Below are 24,606 nucleotides of genomic sequence, written 5' to 3' on the forward strand. Positions count from 1 at the left end.
CCGGCCGGCTGGAGCGTCGCTGTGATCCCGGCGCAGAGTGAGCGGACTGTCAGGGACGTGCGGGCCGTGGTCGTCGGAGCGGGGTTCTCCGGAATCGGGGCCGCCGTACGGCTTCGCGAGGCAGGGTTCGACGACGTCCTCGTCCTGGAGAAAGGGACGCAACTCGGCGGCACCTGGAGGGAGAACACCTACCCGGGCTGCGCCTGTGATGTGCCCTCGACGCTCTACAGCTACTCCTTCACACCGGACGCAGCCTGGAGCAGGGTCTTCGCCGGCCAGCGGGAGATCCTCGACTATCTGCGGTCGACAGCCGAGCGGTACCGGCTCGGTGACGTGCTGCGCTGCGGTGTGCGGGTGCTGGGGGCCCGGTGGGCCGGGGAGGCCGGCCGCTGGCTGCTGGAGACCAGCGACGGGCCCTACAGTGCCGCGATTCTGGTCCTGGCCACCGGCCCGTGGCACGTCCCGCGCCGCCTGGAGGTTCCCGGGATCGAGGACTTCGACGGTCCCGTGTTCCATACCGCCGGGTGGGACCACAGCGTCGACCTGACCGGGCGGCGGGTGACCGTGGTGGGCGGCGGTGCCTCCGCCGTCCAGATCGTCCCGGCCATCGAGGCACAGGCTACGGCCGTGGACCTCTTCCAGCGCACCCCTCAGTGGGTGCTGCCCAAGCCCGACCTGCCGGTTCCCACGGCGCTCAACCGGCTGGTGGACTGCGTCCCCGGCGCGCGTGGTGTCCTGCGCGCCGGCCAGTACACCCTGCAGGAGGGCTTCGGCCACGCCTTCCGCCACCCGCAGGCCGCCCGCCTCCTCGAGGCGGGCGCCCGCGCACACCTACGCCTCGCGGTCCGCGACGGACGGTTACGCCGGCAACTGACACCGGATTACCGGCTGGGCTGCAAGCGTCTTCTGACGTCGAGCACCTTCTACCGGGCCCTGTCCCAGCCGCATGTGCGCCTGCGTCCCACCGCCGTGAGCGCCGTGCGCGGCAACGAGGTCGTCGGCGCCGACGGCACCACCGTCCGCACCGACGTACTCATCGAAGCCACGGGCTTCCGCGTCGGTGATCTGCCGCTGGCCACAGCCCTGCACGGCGCGAACGGCCAGACACTCGACCAAGCCTGGGGCGGTGAACCGCAGGCGTACCTGGGCACCACCGTGAGCGGCTTCCCCAACCTCTTCCTGCTTCTGGGCCCCAACCTGCTCGGAGGCTCCACCTCCGCGATCACGGTCCTGGAAGCCCAGCTGACCTACCTCGTCGCGGCGCTGGCCTACCTCCGCCAAGGCGGTCACCGCAGCCTGCACGTCCGGCCGGCCGCACAGGCCGCGCACAACAGCGCCGTCCAGGAGGCGCTCGCCACCACGGTCTACAACACGGGCGGCTGCACCAGCTACTACTTCACCGCCACCGGGCAGAACACCTTCGCCTGGCCGTGGTCCACCGGACGGCTCGTGCGCCGCCTGCGCCATTTCGACGCCGACGCCTACACCTTCGACACACCGGCCCGCCCCCTTGGCCTCCCCGCGCAGGCGAGGCCACAGCCCGGAGACCGCACGGCAGCCGCGAACGCAGAGCGGCCATGACGCGGATGGCGCGGTCCGACGGAAGAACGACCGCCCTGTCCACGGATGGCCGGGCCCGGCGGGAGCGGGCAGCGCGCCGATCGTGCTGCCCGCGGCACGGGCCTTGGTGAAGCGGCTCTCCGAACGCCCGCTCGTCCGCAGGCCCGTGCCAGACCGCGCCGCTCGTCCGCAGGCCCGTGCCAGACCGCGCCGCCCGGCCGACGCCCCCGAGGGTGACCGCCGTGCGGGGGCGGCCTCAGTGAGCTTGCGGTACCGCTCCGGGGCGGCGGTAGACGTACGGGGGCGGTTCCTGGGAGGGGCCGTGGCCGACGAGTGTGCGAACGAGGTGGTGGTCGGGGGACAGCCCGCACGCCGGGTCGGTGCGGGCGGCGTCACCGGTGAGGGCGTACGCCTGGCAGCGGCAGCCGCCGAAGTCCTCCTCCCGGCGGGGACAGCCGCCGCAGGGGCCGGTCATCCAGTCGGTGCCGCGGAAGCGGTTGAAGGCGGGGGAGTGGTCCCAGATCCAGGCCAGCGAACGGTCACGGATGTTGGGCGCGTCGAGGTCCGGCAGGACGGCGGCGGCCGGGCACGGCAGGACGGTGCCGTCGGGTGCGACCGTGAGCGAGACCGCCCCCCACCCGCCCATGCAGGGCTTGGCGACGCCGTCGAAGTAGTCGGGGACGACCCAGACCAGGTCGATGCGGCCGGCGAGCTGCTCACGGCGGCGTTCGACGGCTTCGCGGGCACGGACCAGCTGGTCGTGTGCGGGCAGCAGCGCGGCCCGGTTGAGCAGGCCCCAGCCGTAGAACTGGGCGTTGGCCAGCTCGATGCGGTCCGCGCCCCAGGCCACGCCCAACTCGACGAGGTCGTCGACGGCGTCGAGATTGTCACGGTGCAGCACCACATTGAGGCCGAGGGGAAGCCCGGCCCGGCGAACGAGTGCCGCGGCCCGCTCCTTGGCGGCGAAGGAGGACGGGCGTCCGGCGATCCGGTCGTTCGCCACGGGATCGGCGTGCTGGACGGAGAGCTGGACACTGCGCAGCCCCGCCGCGCACAGCGCGCTCAGCCGGGCCTCGTCCAGGCCGGTACCACTCGTGACCAACTGGGTGTAGATCCCGGCGGATCCGGCGGCGGCGACGATCTCCTCCAGATCGGGACGCAACAGCGGCTCACCACCGGAGAGATGAGTCTGTACGACGCCCAGCGCGCCCGCTTGGCCCATCAGGTCCGTCCACTCCCCGGTGCTGAGTTCGCCCGAGCGGCGGGCCAGTTCCAGCGGGTTGGAGCAGTACGGGCAGTGGAGGGGGCAGGCGTGGGTGAGTTCGGCGAGCAGGGCCCAGGGGCGGGCCCGGTCTGCGGTGTCCGTGGAAGCCTGGTCAATGGTCACCTGAGCCAACCCTCCTGGTGCAGGCGGTCGAGGAAGGAGGGCACCTCGGTGGCCACCGGGGCGCCCGGGTAGCGCTCGGCCAGTACGTCGACGATCCCGCGCACCGTCCGCGTGCCGTCGCACAGGCCGACGACCTGGCCGGCGTGTCCCTCGAGGACGACGACGCGTTCGGGCAGGAGCAGCAGGTCGGTGTCGCGCACGCTGTCGTGCCGCAGCATCAGTGCGGGGGCGAGAGCCGGGCGCCATGGACTCTCGGACGCCGGCATCACCTCTGCCCCCGTCGACCGGCCGGCTGATCGCCCTGGTCCTGCTGCCCGGCCTGCTGCACGGCGTCGAGCAGGGCCCACAGCACGTCGCACTTGAAGGTCAGCGCGGCAACGGCCCGCTGCTGGTCCTCGCGGGTGCGGGCCCACTCCAGGACGAGTGCGAGGGCCTCGCCGCTGTCGCGCCGCCCCTGGTCGACCCGGGTGCGGAAGTAGTCGAGCCCGGACGGCTCGATCCAGGTGTAATGACGCTCGAAGGCGTCGATGCGCAGGCGCATGAGGTCAGGAGCCGTCAGCTCGGTGAGCGAGGCCGCGACGGCCTCCAGCGGGGGGCGCAGCCGACAGAAGTCGACGTAGCCCGCCACCGCCAGCCGCACACCCGGCAGTACGGACTCACCCGCCCGCAGGTTCTCGCGGTCCAGGCCGGCCGCCTCGCCGAGCCGCAGCCAGCGCTCGATACCCCCCTCGCCGTCCCGGCGGCCGTCGTGATCCTCGATCCGCCGCAGCCACATGCGCCGCAGCCGCGGGGAGTCCAGCTTCGCGGTGATCAGCGCGTCCTTGACGGGGATGTGGCGCTGGTAGTGGAAGCGGTTGGCGATCCAGCGGCGCACCTCCGCCGGGCTGAGGTCGCCTTCGTGCATGCGGATGTTGAAGGGGTGGCGGTCGTGGTACCGCTCCTGGCCCACCGCACGCAGGCGGGCTTCGAACTCGGCGGGGCTCCAGGGCTCCGTCAGGGCGGCGAGTGCCGTGGTCACAGCTCGATCACCATCTCGTCGTCGGCCACCTCGATGCCCAGTCCCGCGAGCCGCTTGTGCTGCGCCGCGGTGGGATCGACGAGGGGGTTGGTGTTGTTGAGGTGCGTGTACAGGCAACGGGCGGACAGCGAGGCGAGGATGCCGGCGGTGCCGCCCGGTCCGTCGATGGGCAGATGCCCCATGCCGGTGGCGGTGCGGGAGGAGATACCGGTGCGGCGGGGCTCTTCGTCGTCCCAGAAGGTGCCGTCGACGATGACGCAGTCGGCCTCGGCGGCGACCTGGTGCAGCGCGTCGGACCACGCGGCCACGGCCGGTGCGTAGACCGCCGACCTGCCGGTGAGCGGGTCGTACAGGCGCAGGGCCACCACCCAGGCGTCGTGCTCGGGGGCGTCGGCGGCGTAGCGGGGGCGCTTGGTGGACACGGGGACGGCGCTGATCCGCACACCGTCGCCGGACGGGCCGGATGCGTCGCCGCTCAGCGGCTGCGCGCTGTGGCAGGGCAGCTCGCGCCAGGTCAGCACGGTGTAAGGGCCCAGTACCTCGCCGAGGCGCAGGCGGTCGTCCAGCGCCTGGCGGACCGGGGCCGTGGCGAGGATCTCCAGTCCCTCGGCCTCGCGCAGCCGCGCGATGCCCAGGGTGTGGTCGAGTTCGGCGTCGGTGAGGACGACCCCGGCGATCGGTGTCTGCCGGGGACCGGGCCCCGGGTGAAGCGCAAGGTGGGCTTCGATCTGGTCGCCGATGTCGGGGGTGGCGTTGACGAGGTACCAGCGGCCCTCGTCCGTGCGGACCGCGAGCGAGGCGTGACGGCGGCGGCGCTCGGGATGCGCGCGTGCCCCGGAGCACCCGGGGCACGCGCAGTTCCACTGGGGGACGCCGCCGCCGGCCGCGGTGCCGAGCACCTGCAGCAGCATGGCGGCGGACTAGCGGGTGGAGAGGGAGTAGGCGGTGACTTCCAGTGCGGTGTCGACGACCGTGTAACCGGGCGTCTGCCAGGGCGCGGTGTCGGCCTGCTCCGTGGTGGTGCCGGCCGGCTGCTCCGGCTGCTCGATGGTGTCCGTCATGGTGCGTACCTTCCTTTCGGGGGTGGTGAATTCACTCCTGCGTGAGGAGCCGATCGAGGGGAGGTCACTTGATGCTGATCTTGAGGATGCGGTCCTTGTCGTCCCCGCGGTCGGTCGTGGCGAGCCAGAGCTGGTCGGCACCGGGGACCTTGGCGATGGCCCGCAGCCGGCCGTAGGCGCCGTTGTAGTACGACTTCGCCGTTCCGACGTCCTTGCCGGTGCTGTCGATCGGCAACGCCCACAGGCGCTGGCCGAGAAGCGTGGAGACGTAGATGACGTCGCGCTTGATCGCGATCTGGGCGGGCACGCCTCCCTGGTCCGGATTCCAGACCTTCTTGGGGTTGGTCATGCCCGCCTTGGAGCAGGACCCCTCGCAGGTGGGCCAGCCGTAGTTCGCGCCCGGACTGATCAGGTTGAGTTCGTCCCACGTGGACTCGCCGATCTCGGTTTCCCACAACCTGCCCCGGGCGTCCCAGGCGAGGCCTTGGGGATTGCGGTGGCCCAGGCTGTACACGCGGTTGCCGAACGGGTTGCCGGGGGCCGCGGCACCGCTTTTGGTGATGCGCAGGATCTTCCCGTTGAGCGAGTTCTTGTTCTGCGCGAGAGACCCCTGCAGGGCATCGCCGACGCTGACGTACAGGTAGCCGTCGGGACCGAAGGCCAGCTTGCCGCCGTTGTGGTCCCCGCCCCGGGTGATTCCGCCGAGCACGACGCTGTAGTCGCTGAGGGAGGTGCCGTCGAAGTGCATCTTCGCGACCCGGATGTCGGCGGCGGCCGTGTGGACGAAGAAGACGTCCCTGTCCGTGGTGCCGTTCCAGGTCGGCGAGGGGGCCACACCCAGCAGTCCGCCGCTTCCGACCCGGAGGGCAGGCGAGGGGACCACCGTGTTCGGTACCGCGCCCACCTTCTTCTTGGACCCGTCACTGTGCTGAACCCACACCGTGGCGCTACGGCGCTCGGTCACCAGTGCCTTCTTCCCGTCGGGCAGGAAGGAGATGGCCCAGGGCCTCGTCCACTTGTCGGAGAGGACGGACACACCGGACGGGGCACTGCTGTCGGCCCGGGTACCTGTCCCGACCGCTGCTTTGGATGCGGTGTTCTCCGCTACCGCGGTCGCCGACGCCGGCTGCAGGACGCAGACGCCGACAAGAGCGGTGACGGCAGCGATCGCGGCTCTGCCCGGACGGACCCGATGCAGCGCCGAATGCGCCAAGCGTGACATGTGATGCCTTTCCTGTCGTGGAGGACGACGGGCCGAATTCGAAAAGGAATTCGCCGCCGAATCCGATACCGAGGTGCCCGTTCCTGCGCCGCGTGGTGATGCACTCTCGGAAAGAGAAAAGGGGCGAGGGCCGTGGCGATGACTCCTCAAGGAGTATTGAGTCATGAATTCCGCACAGGCCACCTGGATTCCTCCATCCTGCTGACGGAACCGGCTTCAGCGTGGGAGGCCGACCTGCCGCGTGGTGATCGCGGCTCCCGGGGAGGGGCGCTCGGCCGGCCGGTCCGCCATGTCCTCCTCGCCTCGGCAGACGGCTGGACGCGAGTCGTCGGAGACCGGTTGTGGGACACGGTCGGCGCCCGCTGACCACAGCCGGGTCGACGTCGCTCACCACAATGGCGAACGCCGAGGCATTTGGACCCAGCCGAGCGAACGGCCATGCGAAGTGAGAAGTGCCGGGGCTGGCACCGGCCCGGTCAGCGGATGCTTCGGTGAGGATCGGTACCCCGCCGGACTGCACTCACCGCGTTGCGTCCCGGCGGCAGCCGGAACGGCCTGTTGGGTGCGGCCCGTGCCGGCGCCGGCGCAGGTCGTCGCCTCCCCGCCCTCCCCGCACCGGCTGAGGCATGGCCGCGGGCCGCCGGTGGTGAGCTCGATGAAGGCGCTCCGCGTGCCGGCCGCGCTGTCGCAGTGGCGATAGGACGACGCGCCCAAGGGCGCCCGATCCGGCGACGGACGACACCGCGCCCTGCACACCGGAGCGAGGTGCAGGGGCATCGGATCGTCCAGGCCGGACCACGAACCCCTGGAATGACGGGCCCGGCCTCCGTGCTTCCGGACCACGCACAGGATGCGGGCCACCGGCTTGCGGAGCGAACGCGGGCACCGGAACGCCCAACACCGTACGGGGCGTTCGGCTGAGCACGATCCCTGGCACCAGGACTCACTCCCGACTCAGTCCATGGAACGGTGCCCGCCATGACAAGCTGTGCTTTCCACCGCACAGTCCCAGGAGGTCACCATGACTGCAGAGTCTCCATCGCCTGAAGGTTCCGAGCCGGTTGACGGCGAGAGCAGCCCCCTCTCGCCCGACGACGACGCCCAGAACGAATTGAAGCGCAAGTTTCGGGAAGCTCTGGCACGAAAGCGGGGTACGCAGGCGGACGCCGCCGACCTCGCCGCGAACACCGCCACGTCGAAGGTCCACGGCACGCACGGCCCGGCCGCGAGTCAGCGGTCGTTCCGTCGAAAGAGCGGCGGCTGAGTCCTGGAACGGTCTCCGGACGGGACTCGAGCAGGCTCAGGCGATGGCCGGCGGGACGAGGCCGAACTCCGCGGGGCTCCGACGACAGTCACCCGCGGCGACAGGCTCGCCCCACCGACCGGCTGCTCATCCCGCTGGATCACCACGCCCAAGGCGGGGTTCGTCGTCCGTACGGGGGTGTGCAGGGATCACCGTGGGAAACCGGGCACACTCGCGCGTCGTGGGAGTCCTGCTGCAGCGTGGAAGAGGAACACCCCGCGGCTCGGAGCAGCGCTACGGCACCGCTGTGTTGAGGCTTGCTGCTCGCCAGGGCTGCTCGCCAGGGCTGCTCGCCAGGGCTGCCCGCCCCGGCACGCGGGTGCGTGCGGGGGCGGGGCGCTGTGGGTCGTTGCGTGTTACTTGATGACGATCTCGGCCAGTTGCAGGCGGTACTTGGTGCTCTCGTCGGACGCCGGGTTGCCGAGTCTGGTTGTGCTCAGGCGTAGGTAGCGGCCCGTGGTGGAGGTGAGGGTGTAGGTCTGGGCCGCCCCGTTCGGGTTGGCCTGTCCCGTGACGGTGCGGACGGTGGTGTAGGTGCTGGATCCGTCGGCGCGGGCCTGCACCGTGAAGTCGACGGGGAAGTTTGCCGAGCCGCCGCCCGCTCCACCGGTGTCGGTGCGCGGATGCAGGGTGACGGTGCCGATGGGCCGGTCGGCGCCGAGGTCGACTTCGATCCACACGGGCGTGGCACCGACGTCGGCGGAGGGGAAGTCGATGCTGGTGAAGCCCTTGGCGCCGGTCGCGCTGGTGGTGGTTCCGTCCAGGATCCGGGTCTTGCCCCAGTCGCTGTTCTCCAGCGTGCAGTTGGCCGTGACGGTCGTCGCGGTGGTAGGGACGGTGAGTTCGGCGAGCTGGAGGCGGAACTTGGTCGTCTCGTCGGATGCCGGGGCGCCGAGCCTGGTGGCCTGCAGGCGGACGTAGCGGGCGGTGGTGGTCTTGAAGCCGTACGTCTGTACCAGTCCGTTGGGGCTCGGCTGGCCGGTGACGGTGCGGACGGTGGTGTAGGTGCTGGATCCGTTGAGACGGGTCTGGATCGTGAAGTCGACGGGGAAGCCCGCGGTCCCACCCCCGGCCGCGGGAGTGTCGGTGCGGGGGAAGAGGCGTACGGCGTCGAGGTCGGTGTCGGCTCCGAGATCGATCTCCACCCACACCGGGTTCGCGCCGACATCGGCGGAGGTGAACTCGTTGCTGGTGTAGCCTCTGGCGCCGCTCACGCTGGTGAGCTTGCCGTCGGTGAGCCGGTTCGCGCCCCAACTGCTGTTCTCCAGGCTGTTGTTACTGGTGACCGGTCGGCCCAGGGCCAGGTTGTCGAGGCGGCCGGTGCCCGTCGCCGCGAACGTCCACGTGCCCGGTTGCACCTTGAAGTAGACGTACGAGGAGTCCTTGCCGTCATAGCTCAGACCGCCCACGCTGCCCGTGGGAGAACCACCACTGAAGACCGTGGTGCCGTTCGCCTTGACGACGGGCTGGGAACCGCCGTACGTGGGCACGCCCACCCGCGCGGTCGTTCCGCTCGGCGAGGTGAGCGTCAGGGTGACCTGGGTTCCGTCGCGGGTGAGGCCGAAGCGGATGTCGCCCTCGACGGTCGGCGTCACGGTGCTGATCTTCGTGAGGGTGCCGGACTGCGGGATGACCTCGTAGGTCTCCCAGCCGGCCGTGGTGGGGCGGACGCCCGCGGCGTAGGCGGACAGGGCGTACAGCGGGCCGCCGTTCCAGGCGTGGTTGTCCGTGCCTTCCGCCTTGACCCACACCTCCCACAGGGTGTGGCAGGAGGGGTCGGCGACCTGGGCGGCGTAGCGGTTGCGCATCCGCTCCTCGGCGACGGTGGCCGCGCCCATCAGGTACAGCGCCTCCAGGACGTAGAACTCCGTGTAGGGGCTGGCGTTGAGGTGGGTGCGCAGCACGTTGGTGATCGCCGGGTAGTGGCTGGGCGTGGCCAGGCCCGCGACCACGGCGAGGGCGTTGGCCCGGTCGTCGGTGTCGCCGTTGTAGCCGGGTGAGCGGTACTCGTTCTTCGTAGAGTTCCACAGCAGGCTGTCGAAGTTGGACTTGATGCTGTCGCGCTGGGCCTGCCATCCGGCGACGTCACCGCTGTTGCCGCTGAGGGCGGCGAGCTTGGCGGCGGTGTCCAGGGCCAGGTAGTACCAGCAGTTGTTCAGGACCCGGGCGTCGATGTTGGTGCCCCAGTCCTGCCAGTCCCAGTCCCCGGCGCGGTGGGCCACCAGGCCGTCGCTGCCCAGGCTCCACAGGTCCAGATACTTCTTCACCGCCGGGTAGGCGGCGGTGACCGTGCTCGTGTCGCCGGTGTAGAGGTGGAACGTCCAGAACGACCACACCGAGGCGAGCATCTGGTTGGGCAGCTCGGCGGTCCAGATGGTCGAGGGCATCGGGGAGTACAGCACGCCGCCGGACTCCTGCCAGGAGGCCAGCTGCGAGATGGCCTTCTTGCCCAGGGCGTGGGAGTTGGTGTCGAAGGTGTAGAAGCCTTCCTTCAGCTGGTTGACCACGTCGCCCCACCACTGGGCGCGTTCGCGGGTGGGGCAGTCCATGTAGTTGTCCCGCATGTTGACGTACATGGTGCGGGCGGCCTTGGTCCACACCGTGTCGAAGAAGGCGTCGTTGCTGGTGAACGACCCGTCGAAGTCCGTGTCGTACCCGCTCTCGCGGTACTGGAGATCGACGATGGTCACGCCCGCCGGGATGGTGTACCGCACGGCGGTGCCGCTCATCCAGCCCAGAGCCTCGAACTCCTGGACCCCTCCTGCGCAGACGTAGGTGGCGCGGACGTTGAAGACGGTGGCCGGGTCGATGCCCACCAGACCCCGGCCGTCGTCGTAGTGGTCGGTCTGGATACCGATCACGGCTCCGGCCGGGGCGTCGACCTTCAGATACGGCGTGACCTGGATGTTGGACGGCAGGGTGGCCGAGACGGCGGTGGAGCCTTGGCCGGTGGCCGGGAGCGAGGCGGCGTTGGTGTAGGACTTCAGGCCGGAGTAGCGGAACTGCGGGATCGGCCGCTCGACGAGGCCGTTCCAGGGGGCGGTGCCCGCGGCGCCGAAGTCGGTGGGCGCGCTCCATGCGCTGTCGTCGAAGCCGGAGGACTGCCAGTCGGCCATGGCGGTGGCGTTGCGGGCGTCGTAGTAGACATTGGACTCGGGCAGCCGGAAGTTGACCTGGGTGCCGCTGGTGTTGTTCGAGTAGCCCGGGTGGACGGTGTGCTTCCAGCCGGTGTTGCTGATCAGCCGGGTGGTGGTGGAACCGGTCGTGATGTCGGACTGGAACAGCAGGCCCCCCTTGCCGCTGCTGCTGTGCGAGAAGCCCTCCTTGCCGAAGTACCGCACCAGCAGCGCGACCGTGTTGGTGCCGCTCGTGAGATACGGGGCGAGGTCGATCTCGTCGTAGTAGGTGTCCGTACGGTTCGGGCCCCGCTTGAGCCCGCCCTCGAAGATCACGAGCGTGCCGTTCACCCACAGCCAGTACTTGGAGTCGGCCGCGATCTGCGTCACCGCCGTCGACGGCGCGGACCCCAGGGTGAACGATCTACGGAAGGCCACCCACTGATTCGTGGCGCTGGACGGCGCCCAGATCCACTTGGCAGTCCACGAGACCGCCGCGGACGCCGTGGGCGCCAGCCCGGGGAGCATGACGGAACCCAGGGTGGGGGCCAGGGCCACGGCTATGGCCGAGCGCAGAACATTTCGGCGCGATACATGGTGCATCGGGGCTCCTACGGTTGACGTGTGGCTGGGCGGCAAACGGGCCGGGATGTCTGAGGAGAGGGCACGGGGAGGCCGGGAGGGTTTGAAACGTTTCAACCACATGTTTGCAGGCGAGATCTTCGTCTGGCCGCAACGCCGTGTCAATGCTCCTGCAACAGCTGCCTTCATAAGCACCAGCTGTGCGGGGAGGCCCGTCCGGGCGCCGGGCCGATCACGGAACCGTGCGCTCCGATTCCGCCGCTGGGCGCGGAGGGCGGTTACCTCGCGGCCGGGATTCTGCTCACCTCCGCCGGCGGCGCACCGCAACGAACCCCAAGCGCACTGGAAAGCCCGGGTCGCTTGCCGGCCGGTGCGCCAGGACTCGGCCGGTCTTCAGGCGGGTCGACCGTCAAGGCCGACTCGCCCTCGAAGCCGAGAGCTGTGCCGGAATTACGATCGAACCGGCCAGTTCCATTGACGTGTTCTCGGCGGACGCCTATCTTCTGCTCGAACTTGCGAACAGTGTTCGATTTTTCGAACCATGGCCGTCAAAGGGGACAGCCCGTGTTCCGCACGCGCCACGGGCTGGCTCCTGAAACAACCCTGCCGGCCCCCTCCGCAGCCTTCGTCACCCGGCCCGCCACTGCGGGGTCTCCGGTCGCTGCAACGCTCCGGCGAAAACCGCCGCCCCTCGGCCGCTGACCGGCATGGCGCGACGTCCCACGTCGCGGGGTAGTGGGCCCTGCCACAACGTCACGGATGCCGGGCCGCACGCTCACTTCACCCGATCTTGGCACTCGCAGAACGACAGGAGACGTACATGCGCTTGGTTCTCTCCCGGCTGGCGGCGATGGTGGTCGCCGCCTGCCTGCTCCTCACGGCCCAAGTGATGACCACACCCCAGCGGGCCGCCGCCGCCGAGCCGGGCTACCTGTTGGCGCACTTCATCGGGGAGGGCTCGACCGGCCAGCAGATCTACTTCTCGCACAGCACCGACGGCCTGCAATGGAACGACCTCAACGGCGGGGGGATGGTCCTGCGCTCCACGGTCGGCACGCGTGGAGTGCGCGACCCCGCCCTGGTCCGTTCTCCCGACGGGAGCCGGTACTGGATCATCGCGACCGACCTGTGCATCGACTGCGGGCAGTCGTGGAGCGACTCCACGAACAACGGCAGCCGCAACCTCGTGGTGTGGGAGTCGTCCGACCTGGTCACCTGGTCGCGACCGTGGCTGCTCAACGTGGCCGGCGCGATTCCCGACGGGCGCAACGCCTGGGCGCCGGAAGCGATCTGGGACGCCGAGACCAACGACTACGTCCTGTACTGGGCGACCAACGCCACCCTCAACGGCGTACTGAAGCACCGCATCTACTACGCCCGCACCACCGACTTCCACGCCGTCACCGCCCCGCAGCTCTACATCGACCGCCCCGGCACACAAGGCATCATCGACACCCAGATCGTCGAGATGCCGTCCGGCGTAGGCCACTACCGCTACGTGCGGGCCTCCGGCGACGGCCAGATCACCCTCGAAGGCAGCAACTCGATCCTGGGTACGTGGACCACCATCGGCAACCTCTCCGGCATCGGCCTCACCGGCTCCCAGGTCGAGGGCCCGATGTGGATGAAGTTCCGTGATCGCAACGAGTGGGCGCTCTACCTCGACCAGTACGCCTCCGGAAAGGGGTACATGCCGGTCCTGTCCACCGACCCGACCACGGCCGGCAGCTACCGACTTCCGGCGTCGGGAAGCTATGCCATGGGCGGGACCAAGAAGCGGCACGGTGAGATCCTGACCCTGACGGCCGCCGAGGAGAGCCGTGTGCAGGCACGCTACGCCAACACCGCGATCAGCCGGCTTCAGTCGTTCAACTTCCAGGACCGGTACGTCCGGCACACCAACTTCGACGTGCGCATCGACCCGAACGTCAGCCCTGGTCAGGACGCCCAGTTCCGACTGAGGACCGGCCTGGCGGGCTCCGGCACCGTGTCCTTCGAGTCGGTGAACTTCCCCGGCTACTTCCTGCGGCAGGACGGCTCGGACTTCCAGCTTGTCTACAACGATGGCACCAGCGCGTTCGCTCAGGACGCCACCTTCCGACAGCTCGCCGGGCTCGCCGACTCGTCCTGGTCGTCGTTCCAGTCCTACAACCATCCCGACCGCTACATCCGGCACTACGCCTTCCAACTGAAACTCGACCCGATCACCACCGCCACGGGACGCAGCGACGCCACCTTCCGCGTGACGAGCTGACCGCACAGGGATGCCGCCCGCCTCAGGAGAGCTCGCGCCTGCCGCCCGCCCTCCAGCGCGAAGGCGGGCGGCATCCGGTGCCGTGGGTCATGTCCGACCCCGGGGCCCGAGGTGTGTCCGACTCGGCGGCAGATCCACCGGCCGTCGTGGCGGCGCGCCAGTCGGCGGCTTCGCGGCGAGAGGACAGCCCGCGATGCCGAGCCGCAACCGGCGGGCCCACCACAGTGTGAGCCCTGCGAACGGAACACCGGCAGCGATCGGGTCCTTGTCCCGTAACAGGTGCCGCTTCCTGCATGCGGGGATCTTTGAAGAAGATCACTCGATGGTGCATAAGCGCTGCCTGGGGTGTGTTCGGTGGCCAGAATCGAATCGTGTGGTGCCGAACACCGCTACTCGCTGCTCTGTGCCGACCGGCCGGGGGATGGGCGGGCCTTGCCACAGGGGGACATGTGACACATCATGACGGCCGCAAGCCGGGCCTGACCGAAGACACGGTGGCCCTGGTGGCCGGCCTCGCCGATCTGGCTGTCTGCGGGTTGAGCAGCGCAGTGGGCGGCGTCAGCAGCCTACTGCGCCGCGCCGATCTCGGGGACCTCGTGACTGACGGCAAGGAGGAGACCAAGGCGCGTGGCCGCCTGCTCCTGGACCGGCATGGGGCCGCGGCGCCGGCTCACCTGGAGGTCCTCGCCCGCACCGTCATCGCCCGCACCCGGGCGGAGAGCGGCTGTGAGTGAACGGGAAGAGCACGTCCTGCTCAAGAAGCGCATCGACCAAGTCCTCAGCGAATTCGTCACCGCCGAAGCACAGGCCCTGGCCGACATCGATGCCTGTCTGGCGCCGGTCGCAGAGCAGCTTCATGCCGCGACCGGGCACGGCAAGCGGATCAGGGCGGCGTTCTGCTACTGGGGCTGGCGCGGGGCAGGCCAGCCCGACAGCGAGGCGCTGGTCCGCGCCGCCGGCGCGATCGAACTGGTCCACGCGGCCGCCGTCGTCCACGACGACCTGATCGACCACAGCCGCACCCGGCACGGCCGGCCCACCGGACACATCGCCCTGCGCGAGGCCCTGACCGATCATGAGCGGCCGAAGGCCGGCGCCCGGGCTCTGGCGATGCTGGTGGGTGATCTGCTGATGTCGATGGCGGGGCAGTTGTTCACCACCTCTGGCCTGCCCGGCGCCTTCTTGAGCAGGGCCCGGCCTCTGTGGGCGGTCCTGGCGCGCGAACTGGTGGCCGGCGAGTGCCTGGAGGTCTTGCGGACCGGAGCCCAGCCTGACCCAGACGCATCGGTGAAGGTGATCCGCTACAAGACCGCCAAATACACCGTCGAACACCCCTTGCAGCTCGGCGGCCTCCTGGCCGGCGCCCCACCGGGGCTGCTGCAGGCGTACAGCGACTACGGCTTGCCACTGGGCGAGGCATTCCAGCTGCGCGATGACCTGCTGGGCCTGTTCGGCGATCCTGAGCGGACCGGCAAAGACCCGACGGATGACCTGGCCGGGAACCGACCCACCGCTCTGATGGCCCACGCGCTCACGTCCGCCACCAAGGCGGAACACGGCGAGCTGCACCACCTGCTCGGGCAGGCGAACCTCAGCGAGCGGCAGGTGAATCGGGCCCGGGAGATCGCTCACCGCACCGGCGCGGTCGCCCGCGTCGAAGACATGATCACCGTCCGGCTGCGGGAAGCACAGGACGCCCTGGCCGACGCCGATCTGACCACCGAGGCCCGCCGCGCACTTTCGGCCCTGGCGACCGTCTCAGCCGCCCGCACTCACTGACCTCCCTGCCAACTCACCGGAGGAGCACCATGACCTACACCCAAGCGTCCATGGACGCCCTGCGCGCGCAAGGGGACGAACTCGCTGACACGACCGTGGCGACACTGTTCGAGCGCGGAGAGGTCGCCAAGTTCAACACACTCATGCGCTACGTCTCCACCGTCGGGCAAGACCTTCCCGAGGGACTGCCCGACGTCGCCCGCGAGTACCTGCACGCCACCAGCACTCCCCCCGCCTGGGTCGACTGGGATGAGATGGAGAAGGCACGGCTGTTCTTCATCGACAACAACGTGCACATCGCCACCGCTCTCTCGTTCGCATCGATGCCCGCCTGCTATGTCCTGCCCCACGTGGCCAAGCTGCTGTCGTCCACCCATTCGCTGAAGTACCCCTCCAAGCGGATGGCCGAGACGGGCCAGTTCACCGTCTACCTCATGCAGCCCGGCGCGTTCGAAGCCGGCAGCCGATTCATCCCCGCAGCCCAGAAGGTACGACTGCTGCATGCCTCCATCCGCCATCACCTCAAGCGGGAGGACCGCTGGGACACCGCCACCCTGGGCACGCCGATCTGTCAGGAGGACATGATCGGCGGGCAGATGATGTTCTCCATCCAGGTCCTCGACGCCCTGCACCGCCTGGGCATTCACATGAGCAGTGAAGGCGCCGAGGCCTATCACTATGCCTGGCGGGTCGTCGGCGCCATCCTCGGCATCGACCAGAATCATGTCCCCAACGACCTGCAGGCAGCCCGCGAGTTCTCCGACCTGTACATGATCCGCCACATGGGACCATCCGAGGAAGGCGCCCAGCTCACCCGCCAGCTCATCGACCTCTACGAAGAAGTCGTGCCCGGCACCTTCTTCGACCCGATCGTCTCCGCCCTCATCCGCTATCTGATCGGTGACACCTGCGCCGACTGGCTGCAAGTTCCCCGCACCTCCTGGGACACCGTCGTCAAGAGTGCTCCAGCCCTGCTGGGGCTGCTGGAAGCCGTTGAGGACAGCTCACCCCTGGCGGGCTGGGCTCTGGACCGACTCGGCCACCTGACCAGCGCCTTCGAACTGTCCTCCCTCACCCGTGGCCGCATCATGCACTACGCCATCCCCGAACAGCTCAAGAACGACTTCGGGGTCAGCAGCACCGTCCCGCCCAAAAGCCGCTGGACCCCGCCGCCGGCAACCGTCAGCCCGTAGCGACAACAACCTTCAAGGGCAGCGCGGGGCGGACGGTTTCCGTGCGGGCTGTGCTGCCACGCCGTCGGCCCGCGGAGACGGGCCTGGAACGGGCGAGGAGCACCGGCGGCGGTGACGTCGCAGGACCAGGTGCTGGCCATCACGCGGTGGGGGCGCGGGCCGCGACGAGAAGTGGTCGCCCGACTGCCGCGAACTGAAAGGTAGTTGGTCAGTCAGGCGGTGCATCGGGAGAGGTTCGAGTCGCTGGGTCGGTGAGGCGGCGGTTCTGACTTTCGCCGACGCGGTCCAGGACGAGGAAGAAGACGGGAAGACAGAGCAGCGGGACGCCCCCGATCAGCCCGAGCGTGTGCGTCGGTCGGTCGTCGAAGACCGACCAGAGGTCGTAGACGAACATGACGGCCGCGACGACCAGACTTGCGATGGCCGCCCGCTGCCACGCCTTGCGCCGTCGCGTCCCTCGGGCGATGCGCTCCTCCGCCTCCGGCCGCGTCTCCAGGGACGTGAGTCCGAGCCGCAGGGCGGTGGCGCACAGGTCGGCGACCTCGGCGATCGGGTCGGTGAGCTGATACTCGTCGAAATGGGGGAGGCGGACGCGGTGCCCGTCGGTGGAGTAGAGATACCCCAACAAGCGAGGGGTGCTCCCCCTGTTCTCCTCGACCCGTATGCCGTAGATGTCGGACCAGGCCCAGCTGCGCGTGCGTATCGGCCCTCGAACGGTGACCCCGTCGGCTGTGACGAACGTACGCGCCCGCCACTGCTCCAGCGCCACCCGGCCGGCGGCCGTCAGCCAGGCAGCCACAGCCAGCACATCCCAGCCCGACGGCCCGAGCGTCGCCATCGCGTGCAGCGCGTTGGCGGTGACCAGTACCGCCGCGATCAACATGATGAGGAGCGCGGGCGGTACTCCTCGCACTCTGCGGTACTCCCGCTCGATCCCGTCGCGCATCGGAACTCCCCCGTTCACAAGGCCCGCACGGCACAGGCATGAGAGCGAAGGGATCTTATAGCCGGTCTCTGTGAACGCGAGCCTGCGGTGCCGCATCGCGTGCTGAGGGGAAGTACGTTTCACCTGTCCGAACACCCCGCCGCTTTCATCGTGCGAGTCGTCCGACGGGAAGGTCCTGATCGCGGTCATGCCAGAGGAACTGGATCACGTGATCAAGGCTCTGGAGAACGCGTGGCTCGAATGCTCATGGTGCCGTGGTGTGGGCTGTCCACCGCCGCCCGGAAGCCGGTCTCGCAGGTCCGCCTCCAGCCCGGGGGATCCTGCTTCTGCTCGGGAAAGTCCGGTACGGGTCCGGACGAGATGAGCGGGTACGCGACCGGTGCGCCTGCTGTGGGGGCTTGCCTCACCGCATCCAGTCGGCATGGGCCTGGGCGAGAGGTGTCAGCTGATCGACCGTCCTGGTCAGACGCACTGTGCCGCTTTCCCCTGTGGCGGACGGCGGCTGATGGGCGGCGACACAGTCCCAAGGCGCCCAGTGCGCCAGGCGGACGGCTCGGCGGGTCAGCCACGCCAGCGGCCAAGGGCCCTCGACGGGCCGGTGGTCGTAGGCCAGCAGGCGACCGCGCCGCCGCACAGCCACGACGACGCCGTCGACGCGCAGACGCGTGCCCGGTGTACCGCCGGCATACGACTCCTCGACCAGGCGTACGTCGCTGACGTGACCGATCTCCTTGCCTGCCGGGTCGGTGACGCGGGCCCCGATGAGGTCAACCAGCCGCATGACCGGCTCCTGGAAGCCGTCCGATGACGTTGTCACGCATCCAGTCCTCCAGCGCGTGGACCGGGGCACCGCCGGTCGGCGCGGTGATGGTGACGGCCGCGCCGATGCCGGTGACACACGTGAAGTCGAGCCGGGCGGGCCCTTCCTGCCTGCGGAGCTTCAGCCGTTGCTGGACGGCGGTGAGCCACCGGGCGAGCTTGCCGTCCAGCCGGGGGGCGAGGGCCGCCGGGCCGACCAGAATGGCGGTCACATAGGGTCGCCCGTGTTCGTCGATGGCGAGCTCCAGGTCGTCGACCTTGCACACCGGTCGGCCGTCCGGGTCCACGACCTGCCGGTCGAGCAGGTGGAAGTGGGCGCTGTAGGCGCGGCCCACACGACGCGCGTTCCCCTTCGCATCCTCTTGGCCAGTCATCACAGACCTGCTTTCGTGGCGATCATCAAGGGAATGGCGGCCGCCGAGGCGACCAGCACGACGACCAGATAGATTCCGCCCATGATGTTGGCGAACCGGCCGTTGACCGACTCGCCCATGTACTCAGGGTCGTTGGCCACCACGAGAATGGGCAGATACGTCAGCGGCAGCGCGACGGCGGCGAAAACCAGCGAGTACTCCGTCACCTTGATCGGGTCCACCCCCGTGAGGATCAGCATCATCCCGGCGACCAGCGCCACGATCACCACCGCGTGGAACCGGGACGCGGTACGCGGGGCGGCCGTCTTGCCCCAGGTCCAGCCGAAGTACTGAGCCACCGTGTAGCCCGAGGAGAGGGCCGTCTCCAGTGCTGCGCCGAACGTCGCCGCGAACACGCCGAGCAGGGCAAGCCCGAGGCCGACCTTTCCCAGCGAGTACGCCACCGGCAGGACCACCTGCGACAAGTGCTCGACCGCGATCCCGGCCGGATGCAGCAACAGCGCGGCGGCGGCCATGATGGACAGCGCCAGCAGCCCGCCCAGTGGGAAGCCGATGAACACGTTCAGCCGCGCGGTGATCAGGTCCTTGCGACGCCAGCGCTCCTCGATACCCCCGGACGAGAAGAAGAACACCTCGTACGGGGTCATCGCACTGGCGAACAGGGCGATGCCGTAATAGCAATACGTGGGCAGCCCCTCGCCCCCGGGAACGTCCGGGTGAGTGACACGGCGCAGCACGCTTCCCCAGGACGGATCGAGCCGCAGGACGGCGACCACGAAGACGATCAGAGCCAGCCCGGCGAAGCCGAACACCCGCTCCATCGTCTCGAACTTGGTGCGCCAGATGACCAGCCACACCGCCAGCCCGACGACCGGCACCCACAGCAGATGGGCGACGGAGCTGATCAGTTCCATGGCCAGCGCCACGCCGGCCAGCTCCGCCGCCAGTGTCAGCACGGTCACCAGCAGCGAGCCGGCCAGATTGGCCAGCGCCACCCGGGGACCGAGCCGCTCCCGCACCAGGTCGAAGGTGGGGCGACCCGCCACCGCGGCCACACGCCCGGCCATCTCCGCGTACACGCAGATGCCGACCACACCCAGCACCAGCACCCAGACGAGGGAGAACCCGAAACGGGCCCCCACGAGCGAGGAGGCCACCAGGTCCCCGATGTCGACGAAGCCCCCGATGGCGGTGAGGATGCCGAGGGTCACGGCGAAGAGGCGCTTCACGAGGACAGCTCCGTCTCCAGCCGGTCCAGTCGCTCGGCCACACCGGGCAGCGTCCCTGCCTTCTGGGGCAGATCCCGTACCCCGCCCCGGCGGGCCGCGATCCGCAGGTCCGCCAGCGCATCGGCCGCGTCCTGCAGAACCGTGCCCAGCCGCTCCCTGACGGCGTCCGCCCGCTCGCTCGGCGGCTGCCGGGACTCGAAGGTGTCCTGGGCCGCGAGGAGGTCGGACTCCGCCTCGCCCAGCAGAGTGGACACGTAGGGGCCGGTGACCCGGCCCCGACCCGCGGCGTGCACGCCGATCAGAGCCGTGTTCACGGCGGACGCGGCAGCCTCCGCGGTGTTGGCGGCCTTGCTCCGGTAGTCCTCGTCCGTACGCGACGATCCGGCGCACCCGGCCGTCAACGTGGCGGCGATCAGAGCGCTCAGCCAGCAGACCGCTTTCCGGCGGCGGATCATCGGCCCCTCGTCACGAAGTAGACGCCGACGGCCAGCAGTACGACCAGCTGGCCCCACGCGGCCAGGAGTACCAGACCTTGATCCATGCGTCACCCCGCTCCACCCGGCGAACCGATGGACAACTGGTTCCCTCGCCGGCGTCCGCCACACCTGCGCCGGGCGCTCCCGGCACACCCTCGCTCACGCGCAGGCCGACGACGTCAGCCGTGCTCGCGCTTCCTGGCCGTGGCGTGGAGACGTTCCGGAGCGTCCAGCACTACGGTGTTCCGGTGTCAGGCCGGCCACCGGCCACGCACTGCCCGCCTGCCGGAGCGCGGCCGGCTCGGCCTGGGTGAAACGGTCACCGGCCGCTCATGAGGGGAGTACACCAATCTCAGCGGCACGGTCGGATCGACGCCGGCCACCCGCCTCGGCGACGGACCCTGCGACCTAGCCGTTGCTGATCAGCGCCCTGTGCGGGGCGACGTACCAGGCCGCGGACAGGCTGGTGGCCTCGACATCGGCGGCCCTTCGGAGCGGACACGGTGACACCGATGGGCAGTTGCTCCTCATGTGGGCCGCGGGCGGCCCGGCGGTGCGGCGACTCGAACCTCTCGTAGTGCGAATGGCCCACGTCCGGTGCTGCATTGCCCGCTGCCGGCACGCGTCGCCATAGCTGTGGCTCTCGAGGGCGGCGTTGGCTGGGCGGGCGGTGCAGGGCCGGAGACCGTCAGGGGCACGGCGTTAGACGCTGTCCAGATCGGGAAGTCGCAGGTCATGGGAGTGGTGTCCGATCTTCGTGAGGGTGATCACCGCATGACGCGGTGGATGGCGTCATGGCGGTCGAACTGCGTCAGGCGGCTCCTGCCGGCGGTGGAGGAGACCGCCGAGCACACCAAGCTGTGGTGGGGCGCCGCAGTGGCGCTGTCCGCCGCAGGATGGCGGGGCCGCAGGGCCGCGATCGCCGGACTGGCGGGCATGGCCGTGGCGGAGCTGGCCTCGAGCTGTGTCCTCAAGCAGGTGTGGCATCGACCTCGGCCGCCGAAGGAATGGATCTCTCATGAGGAGGTTCATGACCGCCCTGCCTCCTCGTCCTTCCCTTCCGGGCACACCGCCGCAGGGGTGGGGTTCAGTGCCGCGGTAGCGTCGGTGTGGCCCTGGGCGGGCGCGGTGTGTGCCGTGCCGGCTGTCCTGGTCGCCCTCGAACGCGTGCACACGGGTGCCCACTACCCCTCCGACGTCGCTGTCGGCGCCGCGATCGGCCTGGTCGCCGCCGCCCTGGTACGTCGCGGTCCTCGCCTGGTCGGGCGACTGCTGCGGTGACAAGCACCCCCAGACCCACCACAGCCAGATGCCCGAGAACGACCTGCGTGGCCGGTGGCGGTCGGCTTCGCGGTCGCGGTTGTCGGGTTGCGGCTTCCCTACGTGCTCGGCGCGCGGAGAACCGGTGGCCTCTACGACGATCCCCACGATCCCCCGCGCAGTCCCGGCCACGCCCCGTCCCGCTGCCCGGCCGGCCCTCAGCCTTGAAGGGCTCCATGCCCTGCGCCACTGCTTCAGTCGGTTGCTGCACCGCTCGACGGTGATGCGCTGCTCGACGGTGATGCGCTGCTCGATGGTGATGCGCTGCTTGCAGGTCTCGCGGTCGAGCGCCGCCACTTGCCGGGCCGCCCTGCCCTGGTGCCGGGGACGGAGGCAGCCGTTCACCGCTCGGACCAGTGCGGCGGGCTCCTGGCGGACGGTTCCCCTGCCGTTCAGGAGCCGGGGGATCATTCGCCCGGTCCGTCCGGGTATTTCGCCGGGCGCTCTCACCGCCGTAAGGAGTCGTCCTTGCCTTTCGCACCCAGAGAGTTGTGTTCATCTTGAACGTGCAGGTCACGGGGGTGGCATGGGTGGGTGAGGTCATGCTCGTGCTGGTCGGCGGCGGTTGTCTGCGGTGAAGATCGTCGGTCAGCGGGCGATCTCGTGCCAGTTGACGACCATCAGCGCGCGGACGAGCCGGGTTGCCCTTGAAAAGGGATTGGTTCTTCAGGTGTGCGAAGGCGTGTTCGCAGACGGCTCGTTCTGCGGCGATCAGCTGGTTGACCTGCTTCTTCGCGGGCGGGAGCTTCTTGGGCGTGGTCATCTGGTGGTCTTCCGGTTCCGAAGGGCTGCCGCGGTGAAGCGCGTCATTCCTCGGCCGGGGTGGAGGCTCGGGGAAGGCGTAGCTGGAAGCATGCTCCGAGGGGCCGGGGGGTGAGGGTGAGGGTGCCTCGGTGACGGTGGGCCAGGTCGCGGGCGATGGCGAGGCCCAGGCCGGTGCCGCCGTGGTCGCGGGAGCGGGCGTCGTCGAGCCGGACGAAGCGTTCGAAGATGCGCTCGGCGTCCTCGGTGGGCACGCCCGGTCCGTCGTCGTGCACCGTGAGGACGACCCAGGCGTCCTGGTTTCGGATGGTGATCCGGATGCGGTGTGCGGCGTGGCGGGCGGCGTTGTCGATGAGGTTGCGCAGCAGTCGTTCGTATTCGTCTGGGTTTCCGCGTGCGTGTGCGGGGGCGGTGCTGTCGCAGGTGAGGGTCAACGGCCGTTCGGTGAGGGGGTATTGCTCGGTCAGCCGGGAGGCGAGGGCTGTCAGGTCGACGGTTTCGGGGCCGGCTATGAGGGTGCGGGTGTCGAGGCGGGCCAGGAGCAGCAGGTCTTCGGCGAGGGCCTGGAGGCGGCGGGTCTGTCGTGCGGCGGTGGTGGCCGCGGCGGGCCAGTCGGTGCGTTCCGGGTAGGCGAGCGCGACTTCCAGGCTGGCCAGCAGTGTGGTGAGGGGGCTGCGTAGTTCGTGGGCGGCGTCCGCGACGAAGCGGCGTTGCTGGGCGGCGGCGTCGTCGAGGCGCTGGAGGGTGCTGTTGATGGTGGTGGCCAGGGCGGTGATCTCGTGTCCCGTGGCGGGGACGGTGACGCGTTCGCGGGGGTCGCTCGCGGTGACAGAGGCGGTGAGGACGCGGATGGCTTCGACCGGCCGCAGCGCGATTCGGACGGCGAAGTAGGCGGCGGCGGCGATCAGTACGAGGCTCACGAGCCCGGCCCGCAGCAGCAGGAGGTCGGTGGTCTCGGTGATTGCCTCGGCTGTGTGCGGGAGCACCACCACATATACCCGCAGGTTGGCGTCGGCGGTGACGCCCAGAGCAGCGGCTTTGTCATCGCCCAGAACATCGGCCGGGATATTGGCCGTGATGACCTGATTGGTCCCGCCGGCCACAGAGGATTTGTCATGGGGGTCGTAGTCGGGGTTCGCAGGCAGGCGAACGGTAGTAATGAGCTCGGCCCTCAAGGCTTTCGGCGGGGCGGGCATCACGTGGTGGGTGCCGGGAGCGAAGTCGTCCATGCCTCCGCCGTAGGCGACAGCGGTGCGCCGACCGGTCGCGACGACCTCGTACGGCACAGTGCTTATGGAGTCAGGAATGACACCCTGTTGCAACTTGTCGCAGAGAGACCAGAGTTGTTCCTTGGCTTGGTCTTCGGCGATCTGCGTGCTCTGGCGGTAGACGTCGTGGTGCAGCCACCAGCCGATGCCGACCAGGATGACGGCGGCGGCCGAGGCAGCGGCCAGGGCCGCGCGGGCCCGTACCGAACGCGGCCACCAACGGCGCCGCGGCTCAGTCGCGTTCACGGTCGTCCACCAGCCGGTAACCGGTACCCCGTACGGTCTGCAGGGACCGTCGGCCGAACGCGGAGTCCACCTTCTTGCGCAGTGCGCTGACGCGTGCCTCCACCAGGTTGGGATCCAGGGCTTCCTCGGGCCACGCGTGATAGAGCAGATCCGATTTGGAGACCGCCTGACCCGCCCGGCGGGCCAGCAGCTCCAGCACGGCGAACTCCCTGGGCGTGAGTTCCACCCGGGCCCCGGCCCGGCGGCAGACCCGGCCGGCGACATCCAACGAGAGGTCGCCCACAGCAAGGACGGGCGGGGCGACCGTGGCGGCCCGTCTGACCAGCGCTCGCAGCCGTGCGACGAGCACCACGTAGGAGAAGGGTTTGGCCAGGTAGTCGTCGGCCCCCGTGTCCAGGGCCTCTGCCTGATCCCACTCCCCGTCCTTGGCGGTGAGTACCAGGATGGGGGTCGCGTTGCCCTCCCGGCGTAACTGGGCGCAGACCTTGTAGCCGTTGAGTCCGGGCAGCATCAAGTCCAGTACGACAAGGGCGTATTCGCCGGTCCGGGCCATCCACAGTCCCTGCCGGCCGTCATGGGCGAGGTCGACGCTGTAGCCCTCGGCGGTCAGACCGGTGTGCAGGGTGTGGGCAAGGTCCACCTCGTCTTCGACCACCAGGATGCGCATGCGGTGCAGCCTCGCACAGCGCCG

General features: G+C 69.7%; 21 protein-coding genes. 7 read left to right on the top strand and 14 right to left on the bottom strand.

The window, feature by feature from the left end:
- Window positions 1-57: 57 nt before the first annotated feature.
- Window positions 58-1,581 carry a flavin-containing monooxygenase gene (locus tag ACIPFH_RS05340; RefSeq protein ID WP_401823257.1) on the top strand — a complete coding sequence of 508 codons (1,524 nt, stop codon included), beginning with the start codon at window positions 58-60 and terminating at the stop codon, window positions 1,579-1,581.
- A 235-nt stretch (window positions 1,582-1,816) separates the two neighbouring features.
- Here the strand turns inward: ACIPFH_RS05340 and pqqE are convergent, their stop codons facing one another.
- From pqqE to ACIPFH_RS05370, 6 genes are all read right to left on the bottom strand, one after another.
- Window positions 1,817-2,947 (bottom strand): pyrroloquinoline quinone biosynthesis protein PqqE, encoded by a 1,131-nt coding sequence (gene pqqE, locus ACIPFH_RS05345; protein ID WP_401823259.1) that lies wholly within the window; start codon window positions 2,945-2,947, stop codon window positions 1,817-1,819.
- Complete coding sequence (gene pqqD / locus ACIPFH_RS05350) at window positions 2,944-3,213, bottom strand: pyrroloquinoline quinone biosynthesis peptide chaperone PqqD (RefSeq protein ID WP_401823262.1); 270 nt, start codon at window positions 3,211-3,213, stop codon at window positions 2,944-2,946. Before pqqD ends, pqqE begins: the two co-directional genes overlap by 4 nt.
- Window positions 3,213-3,965 (bottom strand): pyrroloquinoline-quinone synthase PqqC, encoded by a 753-nt coding sequence (gene pqqC, locus ACIPFH_RS05355; RefSeq protein WP_401823265.1) that lies wholly within the window; start codon window positions 3,963-3,965, stop codon window positions 3,213-3,215. Before pqqC ends, pqqD begins: the two co-directional genes overlap by 1 nt.
- On the bottom strand, window positions 3,962-4,876 hold the full coding sequence (gene pqqB, locus ACIPFH_RS05360; RefSeq protein ID WP_401823268.1) for a pyrroloquinoline quinone biosynthesis protein PqqB: 915 nt from the start codon (window positions 4,874-4,876) through the stop codon (window positions 3,962-3,964). Before pqqB ends, pqqC begins: the two co-directional genes overlap by 4 nt.
- Before the next feature lie 9 nt (window positions 4,877-4,885).
- Complete coding sequence (gene pqqA / locus ACIPFH_RS05365) at window positions 4,886-5,026, bottom strand: pyrroloquinoline quinone precursor peptide PqqA (RefSeq protein WP_401823271.1); 141 nt, start codon at window positions 5,024-5,026, stop codon at window positions 4,886-4,888.
- A gap of 64 nt (window positions 5,027-5,090) precedes the next feature.
- A complete protein-coding gene (locus ACIPFH_RS05370) occupies window positions 5,091-6,062 on the bottom strand; it encodes a PQQ-dependent sugar dehydrogenase (RefSeq protein ID WP_401823273.1) in 972 nt (323 codons plus the stop codon).
- Window positions 6,063-7,269: 1,207 nt separating this feature from the next.
- Here ACIPFH_RS05370 and ACIPFH_RS05375 point away from each other — a divergent pair.
- Window positions 7,270-7,512, top strand: a complete 243-nt coding sequence (locus ACIPFH_RS05375) for a DUF5302 domain-containing protein (protein WP_359129706.1) — start codon at window positions 7,270-7,272, stop codon at window positions 7,510-7,512.
- A gap of 395 nt (window positions 7,513-7,907) precedes the next feature.
- Here the strand turns inward: ACIPFH_RS05375 and ACIPFH_RS05380 are convergent, their stop codons facing one another.
- A complete protein-coding gene (locus ACIPFH_RS05380) occupies window positions 7,908-11,270 on the bottom strand; it encodes a discoidin domain-containing protein (RefSeq protein ID WP_401823276.1) in 3,363 nt (1,120 codons plus the stop codon).
- 799 nt (window positions 11,271-12,069) lie between these two features.
- Here ACIPFH_RS05380 and ACIPFH_RS05385 point away from each other — a divergent pair.
- The 4 genes from ACIPFH_RS05385 (at window position 12,070) to ACIPFH_RS05400 (ending at window position 16,475) form a co-directional block, all read left to right on the top strand.
- Window positions 12,070-13,503 carry a glycoside hydrolase family 43 protein gene (locus tag ACIPFH_RS05385; RefSeq protein WP_401823279.1) on the top strand — a complete coding sequence of 478 codons (1,434 nt, stop codon included), beginning with the start codon at window positions 12,070-12,072 and terminating at the stop codon, window positions 13,501-13,503.
- 449 nt (window positions 13,504-13,952) lie between these two features.
- The gene (locus ACIPFH_RS05390) at window positions 13,953-14,237 is read left to right on the top strand and encodes a polyprenyl synthetase (protein WP_401823281.1); all 285 of its coding nucleotides are present in this window, start codon (window positions 13,953-13,955) and stop codon (window positions 14,235-14,237) included.
- Entirely contained in the window at window positions 14,230-15,282 is a 1,053-nt protein-coding gene (locus tag ACIPFH_RS05395) for a polyprenyl synthetase family protein (protein ID WP_401823283.1), read from the top strand. The genes ACIPFH_RS05390 and ACIPFH_RS05395 overlap by 8 nt, the downstream gene beginning before the upstream one ends.
- 29 nt (window positions 15,283-15,311) lie before the next feature.
- Window positions 15,312-16,475 carry an oxygenase MpaB family protein gene (locus ACIPFH_RS05400; RefSeq protein WP_401823285.1) on the top strand — a complete coding sequence of 388 codons (1,164 nt, stop codon included), beginning with the start codon at window positions 15,312-15,314 and terminating at the stop codon, window positions 16,473-16,475.
- 208 nt (window positions 16,476-16,683) lie between these two features.
- Here ACIPFH_RS05400 and ACIPFH_RS05405 read toward each other — a convergent pair whose 3' ends face one another.
- The 5 genes from ACIPFH_RS05405 to ACIPFH_RS05425 all read right to left on the bottom strand — a co-directional run bounded on the left by ACIPFH_RS05405 (window position 16,684) and on the right by ACIPFH_RS05425 (window position 20,298).
- Window positions 16,684-17,421: a PH domain-containing protein gene (locus tag ACIPFH_RS05405; protein ID WP_401823286.1), complete on the bottom strand. Its 738-nt coding sequence runs from the start codon at window positions 17,419-17,421 to the stop codon at window positions 16,684-16,686.
- Between the two features lie 403 nt (window positions 17,422-17,824).
- On the bottom strand, window positions 17,825-18,202 hold the full coding sequence (locus tag ACIPFH_RS05410; RefSeq protein ID WP_401823288.1) for a hypothetical protein: 378 nt from the start codon (window positions 18,200-18,202) through the stop codon (window positions 17,825-17,827).
- A complete protein-coding gene (locus ACIPFH_RS05415; protein WP_401823289.1) occupies window positions 18,189-18,614 on the bottom strand; it encodes a hypothetical protein in 426 nt (141 codons plus the stop codon). Before ACIPFH_RS05415 ends, ACIPFH_RS05410 begins: the two co-directional genes overlap by 14 nt.
- Complete coding sequence (locus ACIPFH_RS05420; RefSeq protein ID WP_401823291.1) at window positions 18,614-19,843, bottom strand: NRAMP family divalent metal transporter; 1,230 nt, start codon at window positions 19,841-19,843, stop codon at window positions 18,614-18,616. The genes ACIPFH_RS05415 and ACIPFH_RS05420 overlap by 1 nt, the downstream gene beginning before the upstream one ends.
- A complete protein-coding gene (locus tag ACIPFH_RS05425; RefSeq protein ID WP_401823292.1) occupies window positions 19,840-20,298 on the bottom strand; it encodes a hypothetical protein in 459 nt (152 codons plus the stop codon). The genes ACIPFH_RS05420 and ACIPFH_RS05425 overlap by 4 nt, the downstream gene beginning before the upstream one ends.
- A 795-nt stretch (window positions 20,299-21,093) precedes the next feature.
- Here ACIPFH_RS05425 and ACIPFH_RS05430 point away from each other — a divergent pair.
- Complete coding sequence (locus ACIPFH_RS05430) at window positions 21,094-21,600, top strand: phosphatase PAP2 family protein (protein WP_401823293.1); 507 nt, start codon at window positions 21,094-21,096, stop codon at window positions 21,598-21,600.
- Window positions 21,601-22,445: 845 nt separating this feature from the next.
- Here the strand turns inward: ACIPFH_RS05430 and ACIPFH_RS05435 are convergent.
- Together ACIPFH_RS05435 and ACIPFH_RS05440 are read right to left on the bottom strand one after the other, a co-directional pair.
- The gene (locus ACIPFH_RS05435) at window positions 22,446-23,915 is read right to left on the bottom strand and encodes a sensor histidine kinase (protein WP_401823295.1); all 1,470 of its coding nucleotides are present in this window, start codon (window positions 23,913-23,915) and stop codon (window positions 22,446-22,448) included.
- Window positions 23,902-24,582, bottom strand: a complete 681-nt coding sequence (locus ACIPFH_RS05440) for a response regulator transcription factor (RefSeq protein WP_327187359.1) — start codon at window positions 24,580-24,582, stop codon at window positions 23,902-23,904. The genes ACIPFH_RS05435 and ACIPFH_RS05440 overlap by 14 nt, the downstream gene beginning before the upstream one ends.
- Window positions 24,583-24,606 lie beyond the last annotated feature (24 nt).

It is taken from the genome of Streptomyces sp. NPDC088157, assembly GCF_044741545.1.
GTDB lineage: Bacteria > Actinomycetota > Actinomycetes > Streptomycetales > Streptomycetaceae > Streptomyces.